Origin of the sequence: Alistipes sp. AF48-12 (genome assembly GCF_003477565.1) — a bacterium.
GTDB lineage: Bacteria > Bacteroidota > Bacteroidia > Bacteroidales > Rikenellaceae > Alistipes_A > Alistipes_A hominis.
In genome coordinates this window covers 125,699-150,832 of sequence record NZ_QUDJ01000005.1, presented here as the reverse complement: position 1 = coordinate 150,832, position 25,134 = coordinate 125,699, and the positions used below count along the sequence as shown (strand labels likewise).

Sequence of the window (25,134 nt, the reverse complement as noted above, 5' to 3'; positions counted from 1 at the left end):
GAACAGCCGGCGAAACGGAGATTAAGTCGTTTAAAATAAAATACGGAAAATGAAGAAATTGTTATGCGGGATCGGCTTGCTGCTGTGCTGCGGGGGGACGTTGTCCGCCCAGCCGGAAGTGATCGCCGATCCGAACATTCCGATCGAGGAGCGGATTCAGAATGCGATCGAGCGGATGACGCCCGAAGAGAAGGTGCGGTTGTGTTTCGGCGGAGACAAGTTCGGCGAGGTGGTGCTGCCGGGCGTTCCGCGGCTGGGGATTCTGCCCATGTACGCGGCCGACGGTCCCCGGGGCATACGCGCCGGTGCGGTGACGGTATTTCCGTCCGGGTTGGGGTTGGCCGCTACGTGGAATCCCGCGCTGGTCGAAGAGACCGGACGCGTGATCGGCAGCGAGAGCCGGGCCAACGGCATATCCATGGTATTCGGCCCTGCGTTCAACATCAACCGCGATCCGCTGGGCGGGCGCTTTTTCGAATACCTGACCGAAGATCCTTTCCTCAGCGGGAAGCTCGCCGCCGCACAGGTGCGCGGGATACAGAGCGAAGGCGTTTCGGCCTGCATCAAGCACTTCGCGGCGAACGGCCGCGACCTGAATCGCAATTGGTACATGAGCAACGTAGACGAGCGGACGCTGCGCGAAATTTACCTGCGCGGTTTCGAAATAGCGGTCGAAGAGGGCGACCCGTGGGGGTGCATGACGGCGGCCAACGGACTGAACGGCGACCTGTGCAGCGACAGCAGGTGGCTGCTCAACGATGTGCTGAAGGGCGAATGGGGTTTCAAGGGACTGGTGCTTACCGATTTCTGCCACTCCCGTTCTACCGAGAAAGCGGCTCTGGCCGGACTGGATATCGATATGCCGTGGGGCGATTTCGAGACGATCAAATTCGGAAAACCGTTGATGGACGCCGTAGCCCGCGGCGATGTGCCGCAGTCGGTGCTCGACGAGATGGTGCGCCGCATCCTTTGGGTGAAGTGGAAAACTGGTATGCTCGATCACAAGGATATGAAGGCGGGCGCTGCGCTCAATACGCCGGAGAATCAGCAGGTGGCCCGCCGGGCTGCCGCAGAGAGTATGGTGCTGCTGAAAAACGACGGCGGTTTGCTGCCGCTCGATATCGACAAGACGAAGAAGGTCGTGCTGATCGGTCCCAATTGCGCCCAGCGTTTCTGCGTGCTGGGACTCGGCGGAAGTTCGGGCGCTCAGGCCGTGTACGAGACTACGCCGCTCAAGGGTCTGGAAGCCAAACTGGCCGGCAAGGCCGACTTGGCCTACCTGCCGCTGACCGGGGATTCGGAATTCCAGCCGATCCCGAACGAGTGCTGGGTCGGCAAGGACGGACGCAACGGCGTTACGGCCGTTTACCGCAAACAGGGCAGCGGCGACGTGCAGCAGGAACGTATCGAGCCGGTCGTCGATTTCACCTGGTTCAACGCATCGCCCGTCCCGGGAAAAATCGAGCCCGGATACGTGCATGCTACCGTCGAAGGTAAGCTCAAAGCTCCCGTTACCGGAAACTATACCCTGCGCTTGATTACCGACGACCATGCCGAACTGTGGGTCAGCGATATGGGGGCCCAGGCGGTACGCAACGCAGAAGCGGGCGTCCCGCAGCGCAATACGGCGATGTTCTTTTTCGAGGCGGGCAAGACCTACGACGTCCGGATCGACTATTCGCAGTCGCCCGACGGTCGAAAAAACGCTACGGAGATGAATTATTGGGCCAAAGACAATCCTTCGCTGCGCTTGGAATGGGCCATGCCGAGCGATGCCGATATCATTGCCGGGCAGATCGCCCCGTATAGAGAGCAGTTGGCCGATGCCGATGCGATCGTTTTCGTAGGGGGCACCGACCACAACCTCGATTGCGAAGGGCGCGACCGGACGTCGATGCAGTTCCCGCAGGGGCAGACCGAACTGATCCGTCAGGTTTCGGCGATCAACGGCAAGACGATCGTCGTGCTGATGCACGGGGCTCCGATCGACCTGCCGTGGATCGACCGCGTGCCGGCGGTGCTGGATATGTTTTTCCCCGGTATGGAAGGGGGAACCGCGATGGCCGATATCCTTTTCGGCGACGCCGATCCTTCTGGTCGGCTTACGTTCAGTTGGCCGGAGCGGCTGGAGGATTCCCCGGTTTACGAACTGGCGACGCAGGACGTGGACAACGTCAATTACGAAGACAGCCTGATGGTCGGCTACCGTTACTTCGATACGAAACGGGTGACGCCCCGGTACGAATTCGGTTACGGATTGAGTTATACGACTTTCGATTATTCGAAGATGAAAGTGAAAAAAGACGGGGATAACTGCGTCGTGACGTTGCATGTGAAAAATACCGGTTCGCGCGACGGGGCCGAAGTGGTTCAGATTTATGTGGGACAGAAAAACTGCCGCTATACGCGTCCTGTTCACGAACTGAAAGCCTTCGACAAGGTCTTCCTCAAGCCCGGCGAAAGCCGCGAAGTGACTTTTACGCTCGATAAGGACGCTTTCTCGTACTGGAATCCCGATCGCCGCGCCTGGGTGCGCGATTCGGACGAGTTTACGATCGAAGCCGGTCACTCCTCGCGGGATATCCGCCGGAGTGCGAAAGTCCGCTTCTGACCTTCCTGGCTGAGTATAGGAAAAGCCGGCAGTCCTCGTACCGCCGGCTTTCCTGTATCTGGTTTTGTTCGTCCGGATCGCACGCGACCTGAAAAGTTTCCTGAAAGTAAAAAGCCATCGGTAAACCCCGATGGCTTTTTACTTTTATCGTCCCGGATTTATTGCACGGTACGGATCGACACAGGGCCCAGCAATCCGCTCTCTTTCAACGGGGCGTTTTGATCCGGCCATTTCAGCACCCAGGTTTTGCGGTCGCTCTCCGGCCGGGCGGCGTCGTATACCAGCCGGTTGAACCAGGTGTTGGTCACCTTTACCGTGATCGAATTTTTACCATCCCGGACGCGGTCCGTTATATCCAGGCTGTAAGGCGGCGTCCAGAGCGTGCGGACGAACTCTCCGTTGACATAGACTTCGGCGATGCGCTCCACGTCTCCCAGGTCGAGGATGTAATGCCGGTCTTTTTTTACCGGCCCGATTTCGAACGCGGAGTTGTATTCGGCCGTTCCGGAGAAGGCTTTGCCCTCGGGGGAAATATCCAGGTCTTTCCACGGTTTCAGATCGACCAGTTCGACCGAAGCCGGCGCTCCCCAGCCTTCCGGGAATTTGAGTTCCCACGGGGCGGTCAGGGTTTGGGTCGATACGACTTCTGGCGCTTCGATCCGGGGAGTCTTCGAACCGTCCTTTCGGAAGACGACGAAGCAGGAACCCGCCGCGGGCAGGTCGATGCCGACGCGCGTCCGGTCGTCTTTCGGCTCGGCGGGTACGTCGCGGACGGTTCCGCTTACCGGATCCCACAGTTGTACCCTTCCGCTACACCGGAAGTCCACCGTCCCCCGGAAACCTTTTCCCTTGGGCGCGCAGACGTAATACCAGTCGGCCCGGTCGGTCGTCCGGTGCAGCCACAGGACTTCCGGCGCATTTACGTCCGGTTCGATCGCCAGTCGTTTCAGCGCGTCGTCCAGCGATATGCCGGCGACGATCCGGCCTTTTCCCACGTTGCGGATGCCGGGAGCGGAGTTGCCCCAGATTTTCGCTGCGGCCGTATCCAGCCGTTTTCGGGCTTTCTTTCCGCCGATCAACGTGGCCGGACCCTGCGGGGCGTTTCCGATGACGGTCGCGCCGTCGTTTATGAGCGCATACAGCTTTTCGGCGGTCTCGGGCAGCATCCGGGTGGTTTCGGGCAGCCACAGGACGCGGTATCCGATTCCCTCGGGCGTAACGATCCGGCCGTTATCGACCTTCAGGCGGTTCAGCAGGATGTCGGTGTTGCAGTAGTCGTATTTGAATCCCGCCGGGAAGGGGATCTCCTGGTCGGGCTTGTGGTCGATCTCGTCTCCGAGGTACCACAGGATGTCGGAGACGGGTTTTCCCCGTTCGAGCAGGTAGCCGCAGCGCGCCAGGTAAGTCGTAAATTCGGGCATGTATTTCCACCAGGTCTGTCCCCGTAGGAAAGGCGTTCCGATCCCCGCTCCGGAGAAAGAGGTGCCGGGAGGCGGGAAGCCGACCTGCGGATTGTGGGTGTAAGTGTGGAAAATCAGGTGGGTGACCCCTTCCGTCGTATTGACGTTCGCAACTTCTTTGAGCATCTGGAAATGCTCGTCCCACGTATGGGCGAACGAGGTGAAGGATTCCGCCGCGACGCGAGGTTTGCCGTACAGGCGGGCTGCCGACGCCGTCGGTTTGATCGGCTTGAAGTTCAGCGAGCCTACGTACCCTTCGGAAAACGGTTGCCAGAACTCGCACATCGGGACGTCCGCATATTTGTAATATTCGAGGATGTCCGCCGGGAAAATATCGCCGGCGGCGGTTTCGTACGAGATCGACAGGCCTTGTTCCCGGGCCCGTCGCGCCATGTTGCCGAAGAAGTTTTCGGCGAAGAGGTTGCCGACGACCCTCCGCCAGTCGTTCAGAAAGCGCGCGGTCTCTTCCGGGGTGTCGATCACGTAACCGAACAGGGCCGGGATCCATTTTCGCAGGCCGTAGCCCGTGCGTTCGACGAATTCTTTTTCCATTTCCGGCGTCCATGTCTGGGTTTTGCATTCCCAACTGTCGAACAGCACGCCGTTGAGCAGTCCGCCGGCCAGGGGGCCGCCGGATTTGGCGAGCCGGCCGATATATCCGTCGAACTGCGCGTCGGAACCGGCCGTCGATAGTTTGTCGCACTCCCATCCGGTGCCTTCCGCCGGGGCGGGGCCATTCTTCATGCCGGTATTTACGTGACCGATCCGCAGGACGGTCCATTTTCCTTCGGGCGCTTTCCAATCGAGGGAGCCGTCTTCGTTCAGTTTGTCGGACAGGTCGATGATCCGGGACATTTTCACGTACGTGTCGGGAGATTGTTCGGCCGATTGTCCGTTCCGCTCGATGCTGCGGAGCGTCCAGCCGGCTTCCGATTCCCAGTTGTTCTTACGGGCCGCCGAAAACAGCCGGAGGGATTGCAGGGTCATGTCGTGTTCGTTCCTGATAACGATCCGGTATTTCCGGACTCCTTCCGTTTCCGTGCAGGCCAGCGAAACGGGACGGTCGTCCTGCCAGCTGCCCTGCGGTAGGTAAGTGTGCAGAATATCCTCGGCGCTGCCGGACGGCAGGATCGCTTGTACGGTCAGTTCGACTCCCGGTTCGTAGCACCAGGCATGGGTCAGGCTGTTGACCGACGGGAATTCGACCGTCCGAACGACCGTTTCTTCGGGGAATGTGATTTCCACCCAGTTGGGATCGTTTTCCCCCGCCGGCGAAAGTTGCATCGGAGCGTCGGCTTCTCCTTTTATGAATTTTTTCCAGTCGCCTGCTCGGTTGCTCCGGACGTCCTCCGGTTCCAGCGGTTTCCCGGTGTCGTCCGTCGGGGTCGGGAAAGCGATGACCGCCACATCGCGGTAATCCCGCCACTCCTCTTCGCTCGGCTGCGGGACGGGCAGCGTTACGTTGCTGGCCCCGGACGTGGCGTCCGTCCGGCTCCATGCCAGATGGCGCATCGCCTGTTCCGGTTTGATCCACGGGCCGCCCGCCATCGCCCAGCCGGGACATCCTTGCATCGTAAAGCGCAGTCCCAGCCGCTTGCACTCCTCTGCGGTATGCCGGACGGCATCGTCCCACAACGGACTGAGGCAGGCGATCTGCGATTCCGTGCCGGGCCAAACGCCGCCGAACTGTCCGTGGAACAGTTGTATTCCAGAAAAGCCGGCCGCCGCGATCGCTTCCAGGTCGGCGGTAATTCCTTTCGGGGATACGTTGCCCCCGATGTAATGGAACCATGTTTCCGGATAAAAAACTTTCGGGGGGGACGCGAAAGCCTCTTCGTCGCTTTCGCCGAACGGCTTGTTCAGCTCGTCCGCCGGAGGTACGATAGGTACTTGCGCTGTCAGGGAAGCAAAAGGAAACAGTAAAAAAGCGGCATACAGCAACCGCCGTTTGGGGCTTAGTCTGTTCATGTTCGGATCGGTTAGTCGGTTGGTTTGTAAAGTCAGACGACTAAGATCGTTAAAAAAAAAGGAAAAATACTATTCGGTCTGCAAAAATCTTTTCCTGTTCCGCCCGTTCGATCGCTGGCGGGTTTTCCGATCGGGCGGGTGTGCCCGCGATTGCTTCACCGGTCGCAATCGTTGCGCGATTATTCGAGCGGCCGTAATTTTTGGTAGGTGAATGCGATGTGCGCGGGGATATCGTCGGTCGTGACGGACCATTTCTTTTTTCCGTCCGGATCGAAACAATTCGGCGTGCCGGGCGTCACGTAATCTTTCGCATCGGTTACGAATATCTCCCGCGTGTCGAGATTGACGGCTACGCCGTAAGGGATCTGAATCGTTTTGTCCGTTCCGTCCCGGATGAAATTGCGCGAAACGACCCGCTTGGTTTTCGTATCGACGATGGCGTAGGTGATCGTGTTTTTGTTGGTGATCCAGCTCCATTCGGTGCTGTAAACGTAGAGCGAATCGCCGCACAGGGTCATGTTGCTGTTCGGCAGCAGGTCGAGGACGTCGGTAACGCGGTCCGTTTTTTACGGATACGGAAAGGGAACGGATAATCCCGGACGGGGTTGCCTGTACGGCATGTGTTGACGACAGGCTCCTGCGATAAACGTTCGATAAACACGCGGGCGCAACATCTCATAAAAAAGTAACGGCTCCCGTTTTCATGTGGTAGATGGCGCCGACGATTCCGATTTCTCCTTTGTCTTCCATTTTTTTCAGAATATCGCTTCCCGAGCGGATTCCTCGAACCGCATGTTGTATATTGCGAATACACACTTCTTTTACATACTCCGGATTGGATGCATTTTTTTCTCCCCGGAATGTTTCGTTGGCGCGGGCTACGGCGGGTTGCAGGTTCGACAACATGGCGGTGACATGACCGAGCTGGACATGGTCGATGACCGATTTTATGGCGCCACAGTGTTCGTGACCCAATACGACGATCAATTTCGCGCCCGATACCTTGCAGGCGAATTCGAGGCAGCCCAACACATCCGCATTGACATAATTGCCGGCAATCCGCACCACGAACAGCTCTCCGATACCGCGATGGAATACGTCTTCCACCGGAATCCGGGAATCGATACAGGAAAGGATAACCGCTTTGGGATATTGCCACAAGGCGGCTTCCCGTATCCTTTTCGTATTGTTCCGTACCGTTAGGGCTCCACCGGCAAAATCCCTGTTGCCCTGCTTTAAAATTTCGACGACTGTACCGGGCGTCAGCTTCGCCTGTTCTTCCGAAGCCAGGGCCTCGTTGTCGCGGTCCGCGGGGGACGAAACATGTCCGTGCGCGGGTTCACTCCGGTCTTCGAACGGACAGGAGTCTCCGTTACGTGTTTCCGAAAGTATTCTGTCGGGGTGGTCTGTTTTCCCGTTCATTCGGCTTTTGGCAACTACAATGGCATGTTGCCGTGCTTTTTATGCGGATTGGTTCTCAGTTTGCTCTGGGTCATTTCCAGGGCCTGGATCAGTTTGAAACGGGTCTGGCGGGGAAGGATGATTTCGTCTATATATCCTTTCTCGGCAGCCTGATACGGATTGGCGAAATTCGCGGCATATTCTTCGAGCTCTTTCGCTTTCCGGTCGTCGTCCGCGTTGCGGTAGAGAATGTTGATCGCTCCCTGCGCACCCATGACGGCAATTTCGGCCATCGGGTAGGCGAGGTTCACGTCCGAACCGGTCTGTTTGCTCGACATGACGATGTAGGCTCCGCCATAAGCTTTGCGAAGAATGAGCGTGATTTTCGGCACGGTGGCTTCGACGTAGGCGTAAACGATTTTCGCTCCGTGGCGGATGATGCCGTTGTGTTCCTGCGTACAGCCGGGAAGGAACCCGGGGACGTCTTCCAGCGTGATGATCGGGATGTTGAAACAGTCGCAAAAACGGATGAACCGGGCCGCCTTGTCCGATGCGTCGATATCGAGCACCCCGGCCAGAAATGCCGGCTGGTTGGCTACGATTCCCGCCGTACGCCCGCCCATGCGGACGAAGCCGATCACCACGTTCTTGGCGAAATGCGGCATGATTTCGTAGAAATAGTTGTCGTCGGCCACCGATTCGATCAGTTCTTTCACGTCGTAAGGTACGTTGGGGTCGGAAGGGATCAGATCCGTCAGGCGTTCGTCTTCCCGGCGGACATCGTCCACGGCTGGTCGTGCCGGCGCGTCTTCGAGGTTATTGGACGGCAGGAAACTCAGTAACTCGCGGATGCCCATCAGCACTTCTTCTTCTGAGTTACCCAGGAAGTGCGCTACGCCGCTTTTGCTGTTGTGTGTGTAAGCGCCCCCGAGTTCTTCCTTGGAAACTTCTTCATGGGTGACGGCTTTCACTACGTCGGGGCCCGTGACGAACATGTGGCTTTTTTCGTTCACCATGAAAATAAAGTCGGTCAGCGCCGGCGAGTAACATGCGCCTCCGGCGCAAGGGCCCAGGATTGCTGAGATCTGAGGGATGACGCCCGATGCAATCGTATTCTGGAAAAAAATGTTGGCATAACCGGTCAGGCTGTCGACGCCCTCCTGAATGCGCGCGCCCCCGGAATCGTTCAGCGCGATGATCGGTGCCCCGTTCTTGAGGGCCATCGTCTGCACTTTTACGATCTTGCCGGCGTTGGTGAGGCTCAGCGATCCACCGAAGACCGTGAAGTCGTAGGCGTAGACGTACACCGGACGCCCGTCGACCTTGCCGTATCCGGAGACGATCCCGTCGCCCGGAATTTTCTCCTGCTGCATGTGGTAGTTCGTGCAGCGGTGCGTGACGAATTTATCGAATTCCACGAAGGTGCCCTTGTCGAGCAGCGTCTCAATGCGTTCGCGGGCGGTCATTCGGCCGGCCTGATGTTGTTTTTCGATTTTTCGGGTTCCGCCGCCGAGTTCAGCGGCTTTGTCTTTCGCGAGGAAATCTTTTAGGATCTTATCGTTATTCATTGTTTTGGTCGTTGGTTAAAATATCGAGTTTTATCAGCGGTTGGCCCGTAGCGACCGGATCACCTTCGCAGACCAGCACTTCGCGGACGGTGCAATCGCCGACTACCTTCAGGTTGCTTTGCATTTTCATCGCTTCGAATACGATCAGGGTATCTCCGTCGGTTACCCGGTCGCCCGCGGCGACGTTTATTTTTACGATCTTGCCTGGCATTGCCGCCGTGATCGTATCGTCCTGGCGCCCGTCGTCTTTGCGGCGCGAACGGAGATATTTCTCCTGGGCGTCGACGATCCCGACATCGTACGAATTGAATCCCCGGTTCACTTTGTATCGCTTGCCGTTGTCGGAACGGACGATCTCCATGTTGTACGACTGTCCATTGAAGATGACGGAACAAACCCCGTTGTCGGCAATCACGATATCGACGTCGTACATCTGCCCGTCTACAGCGATGCGTACCTGATTCCCTTCTTTTTCGACGAGTTGCACTTCGGCGACCCGTTCTCCGATATGTATTTCCATACGTTTCGTTTTAAATTCCCATTACGCCTTTGCGTTTGCCGAATTCGCGCCAACGGTTCAGCGTGCCGGTGTCCGTCGCCGCGGGTGAACTTCCTCCGCCTTCCTGTTGCATGACCAAATAGTCGATCTGTGCGGCGATCAGCACCAGGTCTTCGACCAGTCTGTCATCCGCTCCGGCCGGGAAAGGTTCCCGTAAGTAGCGGTGTATGATCTTTTCGTTTTTTTCGAGAAACGCCGTGTCGTAGCCGCCCCGGACGAAGTCGGGCGTATGCATGATGGCGTTCAGGTAAGAGATGTTGGTTTTGATGCCTGTAACTTTGTATTCGTCCAGTGCCGCGCGCATACGCTGGACGGCGTATTCGCGCGTAGTCGCCCGGACGATCAGTTTGGAGATCATCGGATCGTAGTAGACAGGAATTTCGTAACCCTCGTAAATGTAACTGTCGATGCGGATTCCGAGCCCGTTGGGTTCGGTAACCTGTTTGACGAGTCCCGGCGAAGGCATGAAGCCGTTGTCCGCATCCTCGGCGCAAATCCTGCACTCGATGGAGTGCCCCCGCTGGACGATGTCCGTTTGTCGCAGGTGCAGCGGGCGGCCCGAGGCGATGTAGATTTGTTCTTTGACCAGGTCGAGGCCCAGCACTTCTTCAGTTACGGGATGTTCGACCTGGAGTCGGGTGTTCATTTCGAGGAAATAGAAGTTGCGGTTTTTGTCCACGAGAAATTCGATCGTTCCCGCCCCGACGTAACCGACTGCCCGGGCCGCCGCCGCCGCGGTCTTTCCCATTTCCTGTCGCAGTTCGTCGGTCAGGAACGGCGACGGACTCTCTTCCACGATTTTCTGGTGGCGGCGCTGTACCGAACACTCCCGGTCGTACAGATGGACGATATTCCCGTGCGCGTCCCCCAGTATCTGGAATTCGATGTGGTGCGGTTCCTCGATGTATTTTTCGATGTAGACTGTTTCGTCCCCGAACGACGACAGAGCTTCCGATTTAGCGGCGGCGTACGCCTCGCCGATTTCGCTTTCCGACCGGATCAGGCGCATACCCTTGCCGCCGCCGCCGGAAGCCGCTTTCAGAATGACCGGCAAGCCGATTTCTCGGCAGATCCGTTCCGCTTCAGTGGCCGATTCGAGTTGGCGCTGGATGCCGGGCACCACGGGCACGCCGGCTTCCGTCATCGACCGGCGGGCCGAGATCTTGTCGCCCATCCGTTCGATCGTCTCCGCACGCGGGCCGATGAACGTGATTCCCGCCACTTCGCATTTTCGTGCGAATCCGGCGTTTTCCGATAGGAAACCGTATCCCGGATGGACGGCGTCCGCACCGCATTTCAGAGCTGTTTCGATGATTTTATCGACGTCGAGGTAACTTTCTTTCGACGGAGCCGGGCCGATGGGATACGCTTCGTCGGCCAGCATGACGTGTTTCGACATGCGGTCGGCTTCGGAGAAAAGAGCTACCGAACGGATTCCCATTTCGCGACAGGAACGGATGATTCTGACGGCGATTTCTCCTCGGTTGGCTATAACGATTTTTTCGATCATTCGCTATATGATTTAGGTTTTACAATAGGAGCATACCGGGGATTGATCCCTGTCGAGTAGAAGGTCTCCCTGAGTATGCGAAGGCAGTCGTTGCATAGGCAATCGTCGTAATTATCCGCTATGAACCGACGCTGGGCGTCATCCAGAGCCACGCCCGCGCAGAGGCAATCCATAACAGCATCGAGGGAACATGCAAAACGTGTTCCGCAACGAGGACAAACTTTTTCCATCGTTATCACACACCGCAAACGGTCTGCATTCAGCAGAACGATCCGGATTAAAAAAAATGATTAAACTTTCCACGTTTTAACATCCAACCCTCGGGACGGTAAAACATCACCTGAACCGGCAGGTCTTCTGACTGACTCCCGTCCTGATGCCTTCCCGACGTTATCGTTTGCCGCCAGTGGCCATTCAGATCGTTTCAGGACGTTGTTCGGAGTTTCACAGCAGCGGGACTGTCCGGGATTCGCACCCGGTTCCCTTTTATCGCCTTTCTCTGAGTGCAAAAAGGCGAACCGATTCGCCGTCAAAGTTAAAACATTTATTTCATTACTTCCAACTGTTTCGTTGTAATTTCGTTCTTTTTATTTTGTAAATATTTTGTATTTAGTTGTTTGTGTGTTGCAGTCAACTACGGATGTCGCTGGGTAAAGACGATGAAAGAACGATTTTCCGGTTTGGGCGAGAGAGCCGTCCTGATTATAACTTACATTTCCTGAGAGAGAGCCTTTCGGCATTTTTCATCGATTCCGGCCGGCACGAATCCGCGCGTGAAACGTAAAATGCTTTTTCCCTGCGGATCGTATCCGGTTTGCCGGGCGGTCGTTTTCCGGAATTACTACCAGATCTGTTTCTCGTCCCGGTCGACCGTAAATATTCGATTTCCTTGTCCGGGCTGAGATACAGTAAGAGAAAGAGGGCCTTGTTCGGTATGTCGTGGAAAGTCAGTTTGATATCCCGGGCCTTTTGCCTGCCCAGCGAAATCCATCCATTCTTGTCTTTCCTGTAGAACAGCTCGTCGGTATCTCCGATTCTGATGTTGTTGTCATTCCGGCCTACTCCGGAGCCATTCGAGACTGCGCGCGCGGGGCTACAAGAAGGAAACAGCAATTAGCATTAGTCGCCGACTCGTTCCCGCATTTTTATTTTTATTGCGGAGACGAGTCCCGACGGTATTTTTACGGGTTTGTCTGCGATCTCCGCCGCCAGAGCCTGCGCCCTGTCCGGCCGGTTCGTGCTGTCGTATACGTTCACCAGTTCGTACAGCGGCATGAATCGTCCGGGGCACATTCGCGACGCCAGCAGGTAACAGGCTTCCGCCCGGCGGAAATCGCGCCGCTTTTTGTGGGCATCGGCTTTCAACATCTGCACGTCGTAGTCGTTCAGCATTTTTTCGCAGGCCGTCGCCGCTTCGAGGCTTTTGTCCGCTTCGCCCGCATCATTCAATTCCGCTGCGTAATTGTAGAGGAAATAAGCGTTTTTATCCAAAAACGGGTACAGTCGCTCGTATTCCGGCAGCGGCGGGCGATCGGACGATGCGGTTTTCTGCACGCGGTGCCATCGGTTTTCGTAATACATTTCTTTCGCAGTAAATCCCAGCAGCGCGGCGGACGACAGCGCGGCGAGGATTCCGGAAGCCCGCCGCGCGCGGAACCGTTCGCAACTTCGGCGCGACTGGGCCGTCAGGCCGCCTGCCGCGAGTGCGACGATCGACCCGGTGAACGGATACGAGAGCGGGTATGAAAAACAGCAAAGCGCCGCCGCGGCCGACAGTGCCGTCGCGAGCGTGTGCGATTCGTCGTTCGGGTTTTTCCGATAAGCCCGGATCAGGCTTGCGATCCACAGCGCCGTCAGCAGCAGGGCGACGGCTCCGAATTCTGCGGTCAACAGCAGAAACTCGTTGAACGGGTGTTTTACGTTGTCGGCCAGCGGAGCGAATCCGCTTTCGGGATTCCGTTCGAAATAACGCGCCTGCCGGAGCATGTACCCGGCTTCGAAACACCGGTATCCGTGTCCGGTCAGCGGTTTTTCGCGGATCATCTCCCAGGTGCATCGGCCGATGAGCAGCCGTCCGTCGGCCGACTCTTTTTTTATGAAATACAATCCGGCCGCGACGGAAACGGCCGTTGCTGCCAGTACGATTTTCTTCCAGGCCGTCGTGCGTCTAAGGAAGTCGCTGCGCCGCCTTACGGCGTACAGAAGACCGGTCGCTGCGACGGCCAGTATTCCGGTGCGGGAACCGGACAAGACGATCGCCCCGACGACGATTGCACAGACGACGCCGACCGCATACCGCATCCGGCGTCGGCCGGATAAGGCGAAATACAGGATGAAAGGGACGCTCAGCGCCAGCATCGAGGCGTAACCCGCCGGGTTATCGAAATTTCCGACTACCCGGAACGTTTTTCCGGCCGGCAGCAGCCCTGCGTACTGCGCGATGCCGTACAGGGCCAGGAGCAGTGCGGATGCCGCAACCGCTGCCGACAGCGGTTCGAACGACCGGTTCCGGACTACGCGGCCGGCCAGACAGTAGATCGGCAGGAACGCGGTGCACCGCATCAGGAAAGCTTCCGCGAATTGCCCGGCGGCGGCCCTGGACAGGCAGTACAGCACGAGCGCCGCCAGCAGGCAGTCCGGCAGCCCGATCCGGAACGTTTTCCCGGTTTCCGGGCGCCCCGCTCCGGTAAGAAAGAACGATAGGCCGCAGACGGATACGGCGGTATAAAGCCAGTACCATTTCGATTTCCACCCGGCATCCGTAAACAGATCGACGTAGCAAAATCCCATCCCGATCACGATGATAAAGGACAGGGTGAAGACTCCGTATTTTCGCGTCTTCGCCGGGTATTCTGAAATGCCGTGGCCGTTCATCCGGATTGCCGGTTAGATATTAATTTAAGTGTAAAACAAGCGGAGCGATTCGGCGACCGCTCCGCTCGTCCGGGTTTTTGACAAGCGCATTAATTCTCTAACGATCCGATATACTTCGATTCGTCGAATCGGCCCGCTTCCGCGTCTTCGATGATTCGTTTGCACAGATCGGACAGTTCGAGGATGTTTTCCACCCGAGGATTTTGGATAGTCAATGTCCAAACATCGTCATCGACGACGCAGCGGAAAGTCACACTGTAACCGTCGCCTGTCATTGCCGGTCTTCCTTTCATAGCAAAGCCTTCTATCGACGTGACGAACCCGGCATACAACGCTTCTGCGAACCGATGACTTATCGGAAACGTTTGTGTTTCGACCGCATAGAGTTTCAGCCTTTCTTTCTCTCTTTTGCGATACATGGCGTTGTTATGCTCTCGGGTTAACTTTCGTATGTTTTCCGGTGTTGAGAAATATATCTCGCCCGGAATGCCTATCGAAGGATATTTTTCAGACAGTCGATTTTCTACTTCTTTCCAGTTCGCGATACGTTTTACCTCCAGCAAATACGCATTGTTTGTTGAATCCTTTAAAATTCGCAATCCGTCCGGACTTTCGAATGAAGGAGACAGAAAATATTCGATCCTGGCATTGAGATCTCCGAAAAAAAGCATCTCGATGTCCGTTTTACTGTCGAAGTTATACGAGCCGTTCGGTATTGCCATTTCGTAACCTTTTTCCATAAATTCAGTATCATCGCGGCTGTTGTTCTCGATCGTTTTCCGAAATAATGTGCTCTGTTGAGCAAAACCGCCTGACATGACAAAGCATGAAAAAACGGTGATTGATATTATTTTTTTCATTAATTACCGATTCATGAAAAGCGCCATCATAATAAATAGCCGATGTTATGCCGGCACGAATTGTCGACTCGTCTTTCCCCTGAGGCTCAGAGCCGCTTTTATGTGTGTGTGCTATATAAGTAACCGGTGAATTACTGCCTCCCGCAGGAAAATATCGTTTGCCATCATTGTTTTTTGTTTCTAAAGGTAAGTGAAATTCCGTAGCCGTATTTCTGTCATCGACATATGTGGCGATCGTACCATCAGCATATTTAATTACAACGATTTCTACATAGTCGCTTTTTTCCATCCAATTAGCGAGGTACTTCAAAACATCGTCCATACTGCCATAATTTTCGGATACACCTCCTTTGGTTAATGGGTGATTTATATTAATGCCTAATTCCAATAGTTTTTTATTTACATTTAATGAATTCCGAAGACAAACTCGAAAATAATTATTTCTCGCATTTTCTGTTAATGAAGCAAATTGGGGATGTTTTGCAAATAACAATTTCTTTTTATCATTAAATCTCTGTACTTTCTCACGGATATTGACTGATATGGATAAGTATATTTCTTTTCCTTCTTTTATGTTTTTAATAAATTCTGGTTTTGAAAAGTCTATTTTAAAAAACTATCTTTACGCTCGGATTATAACAAAAACAAACGTAACGGCATGATAACATGCCCAATGAATAGACTCGTCGATTTCGCAGCCGGGCGAAGGGATCTGTTTCCCCCGCAGAAGAACAGATCCGCAGCCGTGCCGACAAAACCGTTTTTTCAGCTCCCTGCGCCATGAAGATCTCCAAACCCTTAAACGAATCCCTCCCGGCCGAACAAGCCGCGGAATTATACCGGTACATTCTCGGAACGTTGCCGCTGACGACTTTTCTGTACGACCGAAACAAGAATCTCATCGAAGTTTACCATCCGTCTTCCGTATCCATCGAGAAATACCGCATAGAGTCGTACATAGGCAGCAATATCATGGATTACATCAACGACGAATCCTCCCTGCTGCACGACCAGTTCGTGAAGTTCAACGAAATTTTCGACCGGGTGCTGGCGACCGGAGAACCCGGGCGATTCGAATACGAAGTGGACGGCGAATACATCGAATCGGGAGTCGCCCCGCTCGGCGAAAACCATGTCATCTCTTATGTGCGCAACACGACCCCGGCCGTCAAAAAACAACTGGAAACCGAACGCATGATCCGGAACGAACTTTCGCTGGCCATGACGGTCGGAGGGCTCACTTCCTGGAGTTTCGACGTGGAAAAAGGGATTATTTCGACCAAACACGATAACGAGGTGATCGGAGACCGCCTGACTTACGACGAGTTCCTCGCCCGGATCGACCCGCAGTACCGCCACCGGGTATCCGAACTGTTCGGGAAAATAACCGGTCGGGAAACCGACCGGGCCGAAGCGACTTTGCCGATCACCGACATCCACGGCAAACAAATCTGGATCAACGTACACGCCATGGCGCAGGAATACGCGCCCGACGGAAAAGTTTCGGTTATCGTCGGCTCGCAGAAAGACGTTACGCGGGAACTGGCCGATAAAAACGGCCGCGAGGAGCTGCTCAAACAGAATGCGCTGATCATGAACAACGCCGCCTGCGGCTTCGTCTACATCACGCCCGATTACCGGGTGGCCTGGGAAAACACCGCCCATGTGCTGCCGCCCGAATTCGACGACGGCACCCGCTTTTTCGAGGTCGGCGAGCCGTGCTACAAAAACGAACACCGGATGCAAAATTCGCACACCCGGAAATTCGTCGAAGCGGCATTCCGGGAAAAAACCGTGCAGCGCATCGAAAAGAGGATTCAATCGCGGATATGGATCGACATGACGGCCAGTCCGGTCGTCGCCGGCAACGGAACGGCGGAAGGCGTCGTACTGAAAATCGAAAACGTCACCGAACGCGTGTCGCTGCGGAACGAGTATGAAAACCTGTACCGGCAAACCAAAACCATTCTGGACTCGCTGCCCGTAGGCGTCGAGGTTTACGGAACGGACGGGCGGCTTCTGTTCCTGAACGATACCGATTACCGGATCTTCGGGCTCGACAAAGAAAATTTCGACCTCTCGCGGATCAACATCCAGGACAATCCGAACCTGCCCATCGAAATAAAAGAAGGCGTGACGAAAGGAATAAATACCCATGCGACCTTCGCTTACCATTTCGACGCGGTGAAAGACGCCGGCTTCTACGCTACTTCGCAGGAGGGCGTCCTGCAGATCGAATGCGACGGACATCCCGTGATCGACGCTTCCGGACGAATCGAAAATTACGTTTTCATCGTCCGCGACGTGACTGAACAGGAACATACCGACGACGAACTCCGCCAAAACAAACGCAAGATGGAGCTGGCAATGCAGGATGCCGACATCATGCTCTGGGAGTTCGACGTACGGCAAAGACTCTTTTTCAGCGACAACGAACCGCTCAACGGCTACGATCATGCCCGACCGCTCACTATCGACGACTACCTGAGTTGCATCTATCCCGGAGACGAAGCCCCCGCCCTGGAGACCCTGCAAAAGATGTGCGCGGGGGAAGCCTGTTCTTTCAAGTTCGACGTCCGGATCAAACTTCCCGGATACCCCGACGAATGGCAATATTGCACCATCAACGGCTCCTCTTATCAGAAGGACGGAGAAGGGAAGGCGACGAAGTTCATCGGCACGCGCAAAAACAATACGGAACTCCAAAAAAAGAAACAACTGCAGGAAACCATCCTCAACAGCATCCCCGTCTCGATCCACATCAAGGACGTCGACGACAATTTCCGTTACGTTTTCTGCAACGACGAGAGCAAGCGCCTGTTCGGCACCAGCGAGGATACGACCACTTACGACGTGATGGATCCCGACAAGGTGGCCCGTATCGAAAAGACCGACAAGGAGGTCTTCGCCACCGGCAAGCCCTATTTCGGATTGGAGCATATCGAACTGAAAGACGGACGCGTCTACGACACGCTCGTCCGCAAAAGCGTCGTTTACGACGACGGCAGGCGCCTGCTGCTGAACGTCCGCTGGGATCAAAGCCTGCAGAACGACCTCGAACGCCGCGCCAAAGTGCTCAACATCACGATGGAGGCGATGAATGCGTACACCTGGTTCTACGAACCGGAGAAGGACAAGATCAGTTTCGGCGAAGGTTCCGACAAGTTCGGACGCGATATTTTACACTCCGATTCACTCGAAAAATTCATACGTTTCATTCATCCGGACGAACGAAAACTCTTTATGGAGTCCATCCAGAGGCTGATCCGTAACGAGACCGACGAATGGAACGTGGAGTACCGGGCCGATCTCCGCAACAGCGGCGTTTACGAATGGTGGCAAACGCGCGGCATGCTCGAAACGACCCTGCGCGACGATATCCCATATACCTATATGTTCGGCATGACGATCAACATCGAGGAACACAAGCAGACCGAATTGACCCTTTTGAAGAACCGCGAGGAATTGAACCACCTGATCCGACAAAACGAAATGGTGCTCAACAACGCCAACTCCGGCCTGGCGTACATCTCTACGGATTACATCGTCCAATGGGAAAATATCTCGATGTGTTCGGCCAGTCTGTCGCACAAAGCCTACCGGAAAGGCACGATCTGCTACCAAAGCACCCGCGGCCGCACGTCGCCCTGCGAAAACTGCGTCATGCAGCTTTCGATGCGCTCGCGTCAGATGGAACAGGCCAAATTCACGTTCGACAACGGACATACGGTCGAAGTATTCGCAACTCCCGTATTCAGAAGCGACCGGACGATCGACGGAGTCGTAGTCCGCATAGACGACGTGACCGAACGCGAACGGATGATCAAAGAACTGAAACAGGCCAAAGCGCTCGCTGAGCAGTCCGACAAACTGAAATCGGCTTTTCTGGCCAACATGAGCCACGAGATCCGTACGCCGCTGAACGCCATCGTCGGATTCTCCGGCTTGTTGATGGAAACGACCGAACAGCAGGAGAAGGAGGAATACATCAAAATCATCCATATCAACAACGAACTGCTGCTGAAACTGATCAACGATATTCTGGATTTGTCGAAAATCGAATCGGGATCGGTCGAACTGCAATACGAGGACTTCGACCTGTCGGAATATTTCGACGACATGGTGACCTCGATGAAACAGCGCATGACCAATCCCGGCGTACGGCTGATAGCAAGCAACCCCTACTCCGGCTGTAAAGTCAGGCTGGACAAGAACCGTATCGCCCAAATCATGACCAACTACGTGACCAACGCGATCAAATACACCCGGAAAGGATTTATCGAGATGGGGTACGAATCGAAAGACGAAGGCATCCGGCTCTACGTGAAAGACAGCGGCATCGGAATCCCGGAAGATAAAAAGCACAAAGTATTCCACCGTTTCGAAAAGCTGGACGAATTCGCCCAGGGAACGGGTCTGGGCCTTTCGATCTGCAAGGCGATCGCCGAATCGATGGGAGGCTACGTAGGGTACGAATCGCGCTACGGCGAAGGATCGCTTTTCTGGGCCGTGTTGCCTTGCAATGCCGAAGTCCAGCCTTTTGAGAAGCAATTGGACTCCCTGACCGAAACGCCGGATATCCCCGAACGTAAAACGATCCTGGTCGCAGAGGATATTCCGAGCAATTACCGGCTGGTTTCGGCCCTGCTGGAGAAGCGCTTCGACCTGATCCATGCGAAGAACGGCCGGGAAGCCGTGGAAATCGCCGGGAGCGGGCGGGCCGACCTGGTGCTGATGGATATGAGAATGCCCGTGATGGACGGGCTGACGGCGACCGCGGAAATCAGGAAATTCGATCCGGAGATCCCGATCGTCGCCCTGACGGCCCACGCTTTCGACACGGATCAGTTGGCAGCGCTCGAAGCCGGATGCAACGAATACCTCCTGAAACCCATCGACAAGACGAAACTCATGGCCGTACTGCGAAAATACTGTCATAAACCCTAAACCGACGCGGGACCGGCCGCCCGCAAAAAAACAAAACACCGTTTCGCCTATGAAAAACATTACATGCTGTCTCAGCATCCTGTCCGGACTTCTGCTGCAATCCTGCGACATCACGAGGATGGAAACCCCCGCCTATAAAACAGACAGGGCGAGCACGAGAACATACGAAAATCTTATCTTTTACGAGGTACTGACCGACGGGCAGCAGTACGACGCCGCCCGGCTGAGCCTGATCGCGTCGAATATCCGGAAAAACACCGACGTAAAATACACCGCTCTGTTCATCGAATACAAAGAATACGGATCGGCCCCTTCTTACGCGGCGACTTCGATGAACGGGGACTCGGTCGTCACCAGGCTGAAATCCGGGGAAGAGACTCGAAACGGACAGGAAACCGATGCGCCTCCGGCCGATTCTTCGGTCGATTCCCTGAACGAGCCGGAGCAAAAGACCGAAACGGCCGACAGACGCAAGCAGCCGTCCGACTCGGACGACAAAACGGTACTGGGCCGTTTCAGGGATCAGTTTTCCAGCGTTTATACCGTTTACGAACAAGGCGGCAGACATTATCTCGACAATGCTTTCGCGGACGGTTCCCACAGCTTGCAGGAGTTGGAAGTTCGGACGAGGAACGGCGCCAAAACATATCATGCGGCGGATTCCCCGGATGAATTCTACGTAATCCGGAACGGAAAATTCTACTGTTACGACCTGGACGGCAATTTAGGCGTCGTATACGATCCGTACTAATTAAACGAATATTTCCCATTCGACGAAAAAACCGATGATCTTCTTGATTATACTCGCGGTACTGACCGGAACGACCGCCGCCGTACTGAACCACCCCTCCTTCGGCCGGGCGCCGCGAGGCGAACGACTGGAACGCATCGGGCGTTCGCCGAACTACCGCGACGGCAAATTCCATAACATCCACCCGACGCCCATTACGACGGCGGAAAAAGGCGGCCTGAGCGGGATATGGCATTTCTTGTTCGGTAAACGGCGCGATCTGAAACCCGAAAACGACCTACCGACCGTAAAAACCGACCTGCACGGGCTCGACCGGAACGAAGAAACGGTCGTATGGTTCGGGCATTCGTCCTATTTTATCCAGAGCGGCGGCAAGCGGTTCCTCGTCGATCCGGTACTGACGAACCGTCCCCCGATGTCGCTCATGTTCCGGCCGTTCAAAGGCACGGACGTCTATACGCCCGACGACATTCCCGACGTCGACTTCCTGATCGTCACCCACGAACACTGGGATCACCTGGACTACAACACGGTAAAACGGCTGAAAAACCGCGTCGGAAAGGTCGTCTGCCCCCTGGGCGTAGGCGAACATTTCGAATACTGGGGATTCCCGCCGGAGCGCATTGCCGAAATGGACTGGTACGACACGCTGTATGCGGACGACCGGCTCGCGATACACTGCCTGCCCGCCCGGCACTATTCGAACCGGATACTAAAAAGGGATCGGACGCTGTGGGCCTCGTTCATGATAGACGGCCCGCAGCGGATTTACCTGTCGGGAGACGGCGGCTACGACACCCATTTCGCGGAGATAGGCGAAAAATTCCCCGGCATCGACCTGGCCGTCATGGAGAACGGGCAATACGACCGGGATTGGCGTTACATCCACCTGATGCCCGACGAACTGGTCCGGGCGATCGACGATCTGAAACCCCGAACCGTACTTACGGTGCACAACTCGAAGTATGCGTTGTGCAAACACCCGTGGCACGAGCCGCTGGACAACATCCGCAAAGCATCGGCCGCCGGCCGTACCGACTTCTCACGCCCCGGATCGGTGAAAAAACGAGTCTTCGCGATACGGTCGCCACGAGCGGCAAATGGTGGTAAGGACGGAGCGAACCGGGCATCCGGTTTCGAAGCGGGCCCCGGTCTTTCGAAGCCGGGGCCCGCTTTACCCTTCCTGCTCCATCTACAAGGTATGCCGCAATGCGGAACGGAAGATTCCCCCGGGATTCCGAAACAGATCGGCTCAACCTCATCCCCGGAACATCCTACCCGGCGCCTTTTTGTCCTAAAAATCATGTAAAACGGACGCTTATGTCCGTTTCCGGACACCCGCACAAAAGACAACAAACTGACTAACAAAACACAACATTCCAGGCATTCCTATTGCTGTCACACCCCGTACAAAAGACAGAATATGGATCGGGAAATACCTGCCGAAGTAAAAAAACAAAAAATGCTGAAACGACTGCTGCGGCTCGCCGTCACGGGAACCGCGGCGACGGCCGCGCTGCTCATTCTGTCCCGAGTACTGGGAAACGACCTGCATGAGAACGAACTTTTCATCCGAAAAGTCGACCGGGGCCCGATCGAGATCAGCGTCAGCGCATCGGGCAAACTGATGCCGCTGCAAGAGGAGATCATCGTCACCCCGATCAATACCCGGATTCTGGAAGTATATAAAAATCCGGGGGATTCGGTAGACGAAGGAGACCCTCTCCTCAAACTGGAACTCGCCTCGGTAGAAACGGAATACCGGCAGAAACTGGACGAACGCGAGATGATGAAAAGCAAACTGGAACAGGCCCGCGTCCGGCTGAACGGCACGATCTCCGAACTGGAAATGCAGCGCCGGGTAAAAAGTATGCAGGCAAAACAGTTGTATACGGATCTACAGGACGAACGGTACCTCGACAGCATCGGCGCCGGCACGCCGGACAAGATCCGCCGCGCCGAACTCAACTACGAAGAGACGAAGCTCGAACTACAACTACTGGAACAAAAGATCGAAAACGAACACAAGAACGCCCGAGCCGAACTCCGCGTGCAAGAACTGGAACTGGGCATCCTGGACAAAACGCTCGAAGAGAAAGCACGTCTGCTGAAAGACGCCCGGATACTGTCGCCGCGAAAAGCGACCCTGACCTTCATTAACCGGCAGATCGGATCGCAGGTACCCCAGGGAACCCAGGTCGCGGTCGTTTCCGACCTGACCCGCCTCAAGGTCGACTGCGAAATAGGAGACCAACACCGTGAAAAACTGTCCGTCGGGGCGAAAGCTGTCATCAAAACCGGGGATACCGAACTCCGGGGAACCGTCGTTACGGTCACGCCTTCGGTTACCAACGGCATCGTCTATTTCACGGTCGTTCCGGACGAGGCCGACCACCCGGGCCTGCGGAGCGGTCTCAGCGTCGACATCCACGTCCTATACGGATTGCGGCAAAACGTGCTGCGCATCCCGAACGGTACGTTCTTCAAATACGGGCCGGGACTTTACGACCTTTGGATCGTACGGGAAGGACGCGCCGAAAAACGGGAAGTATCGCTGGGCGAAAGCAGTTACGAATATGTAGAAATCACGGACGGCCTGAACGAAGGCGACCGGGTCATCCTCTCCGACATGGAACGCTATAAAGATAAACAAACGCTCAAAATACGCAAAAACTAACTCACCTAAAACGAACACGAAATGGGAATTATCAACTTGCAGGGGGTCACGAAAATCTACCAGACCAAAGAGGTCGAAACCGTAGCGCTCGAAAACGTCAATCTCGAAGTGAAAGCGGGCGAATTTCTCTCGGTCATGGGGCCTTCGGGCTGCGGCAAGAGTACGATGCTCAACCTCATCGGGTTGCTCGACGTGCCGACCGAAGGCGCCGTCACGGTGGACGGCGCCGCCACGGGCCGGATGAAAGACGCCGAAATGGCGGAGTTCCGAAATAAAACGCTGGGATTCGTCTTCCAGAGTTTTCACCTGATCAACTCGCTGAACGTGCTGGACAACGTCGAACTGCCTCTGCTCTACCGCAAATCGACCGAAAAATCGCGCCGGGAAACGGCCAGGGCCGTACTCGAAAAAGTGGGGCTCTCGCACCGGACGAAACACTTCCCTTCGCAGCTTTCGGGCGGACAGTGCCAACGGGTGGCGATCGCGCGGGCGCTAATCGGCAATCCGAAAATCATCCTGGCCGACGAACCGACCGGCAACCTCGACAGCAAAACGGGCGAAGAGATCATGCGCCTGCTGTTCGAACTCAACCGGGAAGGGACGACCATCGTCATGGTGACCCACGACGAGCACATGGCCCGAAAGACGCAGCGGATCGTCCGCTTCTTCGACGGACGGCGCATTGAATAACCCCAAACGAGCGAACTATGTACAAGACCTACTTCAGACAAGCCGTCGGGATGCTGAAACAGAATCCCTTCATCAGCGTCATCTCGATACTGGGAACGGCGCTCGCGATTATGATGATCATGACGATGATCGTAACATTTCAAATCAAAAACGCCTCGGTCGCCCCGGAAGCCTTTCGAGACCGCACGCTGTACCTCGTCTCCTTTGCGGTACGCGATACCAGCGGAGGAAACAAGAGTTATCAGAGCTACGGCGGCCTTCCCTACGACGCCCTGAAAAACTACATCGTCCCCGCGATGAAAACTCCGGAGCTGGTCGTCGCAACAGTCAATAACGTCGCCGTCGTAAAAAGAGAAGGGGCAAAAGATGCCCTGTACCAGTCCGTCCGGGGAACTGACGCCGATTACTGGAAACTCTATACCCATACGTTCACCGCAGGAAAACCGTATGCCCGGGAGGATTTCGAATCGGGAATCCGGACAGCCGTGCTGTCGGAAACCATGGCCAAAATGCTATTCAAAGGGGAGGATCCGATCGGGAAAAACATCGAAATCGATTTCAACTCCTACCGGGTAACCGGCATCGTACGGAACGTATCTCCGCTGTTCCAGGAGGCTTATAGCGAAGTATGGATTCCCTACACTGCGAGTCCCGGCTACGAACGAAGTTACTACGACGTCATGCTGCTGGCGCGGAACACTGCCGACTTCCCGAAAATACGGGAAGAAGTAAACGAGGCCAAACGGAAACTCGACTTCGAGAAATCGCCGAAATTCGTGGACTTTGCCGGTCCCAGAGACCACCGGGCACTGGCGACAGTCAGCGCCCGGGGAACTACTTCGGAACAGATAAGCGACTACGCCCGGAAAACGCGCCGCAGAACCGTTTTCCTGTTCGCCGTCATGCTGCTGGTTCCCGCCCTGAACCTTTCGGGATTCAGCCTCTCGCGCATCCGCAAAAGGATGGCTGAAATCGGTATCCGCAAAGCGTTCGGAGCCAAACGGCACGTCATCCTGATCCAGGTGCTGTACGAAAACCTAATCACCACGCTGATCGGCGGGATCATCGGGCTTGGACTCTCTTACGGGATCGTTTTCGGAATGCGCAAATGGCTGCTCGGCATCCCGGCCGACGGCAGCCTTCCGCTGAACGCCCTCGTCTCCGGCACCACGTTTCTGGCCATTTTCGTCGTATGCCTCGTACTGAATTTGATTTCGGCCGGCGCGCGGCTTACCGGGCATCGCGGATGAACATCGTC

Annotated in this window: 16 protein-coding genes, 1 pseudogene and 1 riboswitch; of the genes and pseudogenes, 7 read left to right on the top strand and 10 right to left on the bottom strand. The window is 55.6% G+C overall.

The window, feature by feature from the left end; translation table 11 throughout:
- Nucleotides 1-49 precede the first annotated feature (49 nt).
- Nucleotides 50-2,611 carry a glycoside hydrolase family 3 protein gene (locus DW082_RS04815; RefSeq protein WP_055205007.1) on the top strand — a complete coding sequence of 854 codons (2,562 nt, stop codon included), beginning with the start codon at nucleotides 50-52 and terminating at the stop codon, nucleotides 2,609-2,611.
- Nucleotides 2,612-2,769: 158 nt separating this feature from the next.
- Here the strand turns inward: DW082_RS04815 and DW082_RS04810 are convergent, their stop codons facing one another.
- The 10 genes and pseudogenes from DW082_RS04810 to DW082_RS04765 form a co-directional block, all read right to left on the bottom strand.
- On the bottom strand, nucleotides 2,770-6,039 hold the full coding sequence (locus DW082_RS04810) for a glycosyl hydrolase (RefSeq protein ID WP_118457596.1): 3,270 nt from the start codon (nucleotides 6,037-6,039) through the stop codon (nucleotides 2,770-2,772).
- Nucleotides 6,040-6,218: 179 nt separating this feature from the next.
- Nucleotides 6,219-6,602, bottom strand: a pseudogene (locus DW082_RS04805) (YncE family protein); the annotation flags it as partial.
- Between the two features lie 112 nt (nucleotides 6,603-6,714).
- Nucleotides 6,715-7,461: a carbonic anhydrase family protein gene (locus DW082_RS04800; protein WP_101572766.1), complete on the bottom strand. Its 747-nt coding sequence runs from the start codon at nucleotides 7,459-7,461 to the stop codon at nucleotides 6,715-6,717.
- 14 nt (nucleotides 7,462-7,475) lie between these two features.
- Nucleotides 7,476-9,008 carry an acyl-CoA carboxylase subunit beta gene (locus tag DW082_RS04795; RefSeq protein ID WP_118457594.1) on the bottom strand — a complete coding sequence of 511 codons (1,533 nt, stop codon included), beginning with the start codon at nucleotides 9,006-9,008 and terminating at the stop codon, nucleotides 7,476-7,478.
- The gene (locus tag DW082_RS04790) at nucleotides 9,001-9,528 is read right to left on the bottom strand and encodes an acetyl-CoA carboxylase biotin carboxyl carrier protein subunit (RefSeq protein ID WP_101572762.1); all 528 of its coding nucleotides are present in this window, start codon (nucleotides 9,526-9,528) and stop codon (nucleotides 9,001-9,003) included. The genes DW082_RS04795 and DW082_RS04790 overlap by 8 nt, the downstream gene beginning before the upstream one ends.
- A gap of 10 nt (nucleotides 9,529-9,538) precedes the next feature.
- Nucleotides 9,539-11,077: an acetyl-CoA carboxylase biotin carboxylase subunit gene (accC, locus tag DW082_RS04785; RefSeq protein WP_101572761.1), complete on the bottom strand. Its 1,539-nt coding sequence runs from the start codon at nucleotides 11,075-11,077 to the stop codon at nucleotides 9,539-9,541.
- On the bottom strand, nucleotides 11,074-11,307 hold the full coding sequence (locus DW082_RS04780; protein WP_153498267.1) for a cysteine-rich CWC family protein: 234 nt from the start codon (nucleotides 11,305-11,307) through the stop codon (nucleotides 11,074-11,076). Before DW082_RS04780 ends, accC begins: the two co-directional genes overlap by 4 nt.
- A 99-nt stretch (nucleotides 11,308-11,406) precedes the next feature.
- Nucleotides 11,407-11,615: riboswitch (cobalamin riboswitch) on the bottom strand.
- 581 nt (nucleotides 11,616-12,196) lie between these two features.
- Complete coding sequence (locus tag DW082_RS04775) at nucleotides 12,197-13,951, bottom strand: O-antigen ligase family protein (RefSeq protein WP_118457592.1); 1,755 nt, start codon at nucleotides 13,949-13,951, stop codon at nucleotides 12,197-12,199.
- Nucleotides 13,952-14,040: 89 nt separating this feature from the next.
- Nucleotides 14,041-14,691: a hypothetical protein gene (locus DW082_RS04770; RefSeq protein ID WP_118457590.1), complete on the bottom strand. Its 651-nt coding sequence runs from the start codon at nucleotides 14,689-14,691 to the stop codon at nucleotides 14,041-14,043.
- A gap of 10 nt (nucleotides 14,692-14,701) precedes the next feature.
- Complete coding sequence (locus DW082_RS04765) at nucleotides 14,702-15,133, bottom strand: hypothetical protein (protein ID WP_118457589.1); 432 nt, start codon at nucleotides 15,131-15,133, stop codon at nucleotides 14,702-14,704.
- A 458-nt stretch (nucleotides 15,134-15,591) separates the two neighbouring features.
- On the opposite strand from DW082_RS04765, the gene DW082_RS04760 reads away from it, so the two are divergent.
- The 6 genes from DW082_RS04760 to DW082_RS04735 all read left to right on the top strand — a co-directional run bounded on the left by DW082_RS04760 (nucleotide 15,592) and on the right by DW082_RS04735 (nucleotide 25,126).
- A complete protein-coding gene (locus DW082_RS04760; protein ID WP_259335513.1) occupies nucleotides 15,592-19,758 on the top strand; it encodes a response regulator in 4,167 nt (1,388 codons plus the stop codon).
- Nucleotides 19,759-19,807: 49 nt separating this feature from the next.
- On the top strand, nucleotides 19,808-20,509 hold the full coding sequence (locus DW082_RS04755; RefSeq protein ID WP_101572778.1) for a hypothetical protein: 702 nt from the start codon (nucleotides 19,808-19,810) through the stop codon (nucleotides 20,507-20,509).
- Nucleotides 20,510-20,543: 34 nt separating this feature from the next.
- Nucleotides 20,544-21,818: an MBL fold metallo-hydrolase gene (locus tag DW082_RS04750; protein ID WP_259335512.1), complete on the top strand. Its 1,275-nt coding sequence runs from the start codon at nucleotides 20,544-20,546 to the stop codon at nucleotides 21,816-21,818.
- Between the two features lie 153 nt (nucleotides 21,819-21,971).
- Nucleotides 21,972-23,186, top strand: coding sequence for an efflux RND transporter periplasmic adaptor subunit (locus DW082_RS04745; RefSeq protein ID WP_228385785.1), 1,215 nt, complete (start codon nucleotides 21,972-21,974; stop codon nucleotides 23,184-23,186).
- 21 nt (nucleotides 23,187-23,207) lie between these two features.
- Nucleotides 23,208-23,876, top strand: a complete 669-nt coding sequence (locus DW082_RS04740; protein WP_081032600.1) for an ABC transporter ATP-binding protein — start codon at nucleotides 23,208-23,210, stop codon at nucleotides 23,874-23,876.
- Between the two features lie 17 nt (nucleotides 23,877-23,893).
- Entirely contained in the window at nucleotides 23,894-25,126 is a 1,233-nt protein-coding gene (locus DW082_RS04735) for an ABC transporter permease (protein ID WP_259335511.1), read from the top strand.
- Nucleotides 25,127-25,134 lie beyond the last annotated feature (8 nt).

Bases quoted from the DNA above. Each gene is read 5' to 3' on its own strand.
- DW082_RS04815 (WP_055205007.1), top strand. From the start codon at position 50: ATGAAGAAATTGTTATGCGGGATCGGCTTGCTGCTGTGCTGCGGGGGG.
- DW082_RS04810 (WP_118457596.1), bottom strand. From the start codon at position 6,039: ATGAACAGACTAAGCCCCAAACGGCGGTTGCTGTATGCCGCTTTTTTA.
- DW082_RS04800 (WP_101572766.1), bottom strand. From the start codon at position 7,461: ATGAACGGGAAAACAGACCACCCCGACAGAATACTTTCGGAAACACGT.
- DW082_RS04795 (WP_118457594.1), bottom strand. From the start codon at position 9,008: ATGAATAACGATAAGATCCTAAAAGATTTCCTCGCGAAAGACAAAGCC.
- DW082_RS04790 (WP_101572762.1), bottom strand. From the start codon at position 9,528: ATGGAAATACATATCGGAGAACGGGTCGCCGAAGTGCAACTCGTCGAA.
- accC (WP_101572761.1), bottom strand. From the start codon at position 11,077: ATGATCGAAAAAATCGTTATAGCCAACCGAGGAGAAATCGCCGTCAGA.
- DW082_RS04780 (WP_153498267.1), bottom strand. From the start codon at position 11,307: ATGGAAAAAGTTTGTCCTCGTTGCGGAACACGTTTTGCATGTTCCCTC.
- DW082_RS04775 (WP_118457592.1), bottom strand. From the start codon at position 13,951: ATGAACGGCCACGGCATTTCAGAATACCCGGCGAAGACGCGAAAATAC.
- DW082_RS04770 (WP_118457590.1), bottom strand. From the start codon at position 14,691: ATGGAAAAAGGTTACGAAATGGCAATACCGAACGGCTCGTATAACTTC.
- DW082_RS04765 (WP_118457589.1), bottom strand. From the start codon at position 15,133: ATGGACGATGTTTTGAAGTACCTCGCTAATTGGATGGAAAAAAGCGAC.
- DW082_RS04760 (WP_259335513.1), top strand. From the start codon at position 15,592: ATGAAGATCTCCAAACCCTTAAACGAATCCCTCCCGGCCGAACAAGCC.
- DW082_RS04755 (WP_101572778.1), top strand. From the start codon at position 19,808: ATGAAAAACATTACATGCTGTCTCAGCATCCTGTCCGGACTTCTGCTG.
- DW082_RS04750 (WP_259335512.1), top strand. From the start codon at position 20,544: ATGATCTTCTTGATTATACTCGCGGTACTGACCGGAACGACCGCCGCC.
- DW082_RS04745 (WP_228385785.1), top strand. From the start codon at position 21,972: ATGCTGAAACGACTGCTGCGGCTCGCCGTCACGGGAACCGCGGCGACG.
- DW082_RS04740 (WP_081032600.1), top strand. From the start codon at position 23,208: ATGGGAATTATCAACTTGCAGGGGGTCACGAAAATCTACCAGACCAAA.
- DW082_RS04735 (WP_259335511.1), top strand. From the start codon at position 23,894: ATGTACAAGACCTACTTCAGACAAGCCGTCGGGATGCTGAAACAGAAT.